Raw genomic sequence first — 3122 nt, forward strand, 5'->3', positions numbered from 1 at the left:
GAAGGTCTTTCGCTGCGCTCAGGATGACAGCCGTTTTGCATTCACACCTTCACAATTCACTTCCCTGCCAGATACACCCGGAACGTAGTGCCCTCGCCTACTGTGCTTTCCACTACAATGCGGCCGCCGGCTTGTTCTACCAGCCGGTTTACCAGGTAGAGACCCACGCCGGTGCCGTGCACGTGGTCGTGGAAGCGGCGGAACATCTGGAACAGGTCGGCGCCGTAGCGGGCCAGGTCCATGCCCAGGCCGTTGTCTTGCACCACCAATATGGGCATGCCTTCCGGCGTACGTTCCGTCGCTACCCGAATGAGGGGCGGCCGGTCGGGGTGGGCATATTTCAGGGCGTTGCTGAGCAGGTTATAGAGGATGCTTTGCAGGCTGAGCTGGGCAAAATCGAGGGTAGGTACCTCGTCGAACTCAAGGGTAAACACGGCGCCGGAGGCAGCTACCTGGTGGTGCATGCTCTGGATAATGGCCTGCGTGAGCGGTAGCAGCTGCACCGTGTCGGTGGAGAGCTGGCCGTGATAGCGCTCTACCTGCACAATTTCGGCCAAGCCTCCCACAGTATTATGAATCTGGGTGAGGGCACTCTCAAACATACCCAGTAGCAGCGGCGCGTCGGGGTCGTGGAAGGTGGCCGTGCGCTTCAGCTCCTCAAAGATGCCCGCCATGTTATTAACCGGCTGCTTGAGGTCGTGCGAGGCCGTGTATACAAAGTTGTCGAGGTCTTGGTTGATGCGGGTGAGTTGCTGGTTGGTGGTGCTCAACTCGCGGTTAGCCTCGTCAATTTGGTTGCGGGCTACCACCTGTTCGGTTACCTCGTAGGCAAATGTCATAATGCCATCAATTGTCCCGTCGGCTCCGTGGCGCGCCTGATACACGAAGTTGAAATAGATATCTTCCATTGGCCCATCATCCGTGCGCGCCGCCCGAATCAGCCATTCATTTCCTTCATACGGCTCCCCCGTCTGATACACGCGCTGCAAGATTTGCCAAACAGACTGCTGGGTTAACTCCGGAATGGCCTCCGAAATGGGTAGGCCCAACAGGCGGCGCCCCGGGAAAAACCGCTGATAGGCCGGGTTTACCAGCTCGTATACCAATTCGGGACCATTCAGGATACAGATGGCTCCGGGGGCCTGCATAAACAGCCGCTCCAGACGGGCGCGCTGCCGCTCGGCCTCGGCCTGGGCTGCCTGTAGTTCGCGGGTGCGGTGCTGCACCCGGCTTTCCAGCTCCTGGTTGAGGCGGCGCAATGCCAGCTGCGCGCTGAATAGTGCGTCGTTGTTGGATCTGATTTCTTCGTTGGCGGCCTGCAATTCTTCGTTGGCGGCCGCCAGTTCTTCGTTTAGAACGCGTTGCTGCTGCTCGCTGGCTTCTATGCGGAGGCGGGCCACTACCTGCGCCGTTACCTCGTAGGCAAATACCTGAATACCATCAATATCGCCCTTGTGGTTGTGCGTGGGCTGGTAGATGAAGTTGTAGTAGTTGTGCCCCAGCGTGCCGGAGTTGCAGGGACAGCCGATCTTTGATCTGCTCGACAAAGTGTACCAGACCGGTGAGCCGTTTCACGCCACTGAGATGCTAGTGCAGCTCGACCACGGCAACTCCGGCACGCTGGGGCACAACTACTACAACTTCATCTACCAGCCCACGCACAACCACAAGGGCGATATTGATGGTATTCAGGTATTTGCCTACGAGGTAACGGCGCAGGTAGTGGCCCGCCTCCGCATAGAAGCCAGCGAGCAGCAGCAACGCGTTCTAAACGAAGAACTGGCGGCCGCCAACGAAGAATTGCAGGCCGCCAACGAAGAAATCAGATCCAACAACGACGCACTATTCAGCGCGCAGCTGGCATTGCGCCGCCTCAACCAGGAGCTGGAAAGCCGGGTGCAGCACCGCACCCGCGAACTACAGGCAGCCCAGGCCGAGGCCGAGCGGCAGCGCGCCCGTCTGGAGCGGCTGTTTATGCAGGCCCCCGGAGCCATCTGTATCCTGAATGGTCCCGAATTGGTATACGAGCTGGTAAACCCGGCCTATCAGCGGTTTTTCCCGGGGCGCCGCCTGTTGGGCCTACCCATTTCGGAGGCCATTCCGGAGTTAACCCAGCAGTCTGTTTGGCAAATCTTGCAGCGCGTGTATCAGACGGGGGAGCCGTATGAAGGAAATGAATGGCTGATTCGGGCGGCGCGCACGGATGATGGGCCAATGGAAGATATCTATTTCAACTTCGTGTATCAGGCGCGCCACGGAGCCGACGGGACAATTGATGGCATTATGACATTTGCCTACGAGGTAACCGAACAGGTGGTAGCCCGCAACCAAATTGACGAGGCTAACCGCGAGTTGAGCACCACCAACCAGCAACTCACCCGCATCAACCAAGACCTCGACAACTTTGTATACACGGCCTCGCACGACCTCAAGCAGCCGGTTAATAACATGGCGGGCATCTTTGAGGAGCTGAAGCGCACGGCCACCTTCCACGACCCCGACGCGCCGCTGCTACTGGGTATGTTTGAGAGTGCCCTCACCCAGATTCATAATACTGTGGGAGGCTTGGCCGAAATTGTGCAGGTAGAGCGCTATCACGGCCAGCTCTCCACCGACACGGTGCAGCTGCTACCGCTCACGCAGGCCATTATCCAGAGCATGCACCACCAGGTAGCTGCCTCCGGCGCCGTGTTTACCCTTGAGTTCGACGAGGTACCTACCCTCGATTTTGCCCAGCTCAGCCTGCAAAGCATCCTCTATAACCTGCTCAGCAACGCCCTGAAATATGCCCACCCCGACCGGCCGCCCCTCATTCGGGTAGCGACGGAACGTACGCCGGAAGGCATGCCCATATTGGTGGTGCAAGACAACGGCCTGGGCATGGACCTGGCCCGCTACGGCGCCGACCTGTTCCAGATGTTCCGCCGCTTCCACGACCACGTGCACGGCACCGGCGTGGGTCTCTACCTGGTAAACCGGCTGGTAGAACAAGCCGGCGGCCGCATTGTAGTGGAAAGCACAGTAGGCGAGGGCACTACGTTCCGGGTGTATCTGGCAGGGAAGTGAATTGTGAAGGTGTGAATGCAAAACGGCTGTCATCCTGAGCGCAGCGAAAGACCTTC

2 protein-coding genes are annotated in these 3122 nt (G+C 58.8%); one reads left to right on the forward strand and one right to left on the reverse strand.

The window, feature by feature from the left end; all coding sequences use genetic code 11:
- Positions 1-56 precede the first annotated feature (56 nt).
- Positions 57-1547: a sensor histidine kinase gene (locus tag KYK14_RS21730; RefSeq protein ID WP_219161746.1), complete on the reverse strand. Its 1491-nt coding sequence runs from the start codon at positions 1545-1547 to the stop codon at positions 57-59.
- Between KYK14_RS21730 and KYK14_RS21735 the strand changes: the two genes are divergently transcribed.
- Complete coding sequence (locus KYK14_RS21735) at positions 1513-3066, forward strand: sensor histidine kinase (protein WP_219161747.1); 1554 nt, start codon at positions 1513-1515, stop codon at positions 3064-3066. The genes KYK14_RS21730 and KYK14_RS21735 overlap by 35 nt on opposite strands.
- Positions 3067-3122: the final 56 nt, after the last annotated feature.

Origin of the sequence: Hymenobacter profundi, assembly GCF_019334315.1 — a bacterium.
GTDB classification, from domain to species: domain Bacteria; phylum Bacteroidota; class Bacteroidia; order Cytophagales; family Hymenobacteraceae; genus Hymenobacter; species Hymenobacter profundi.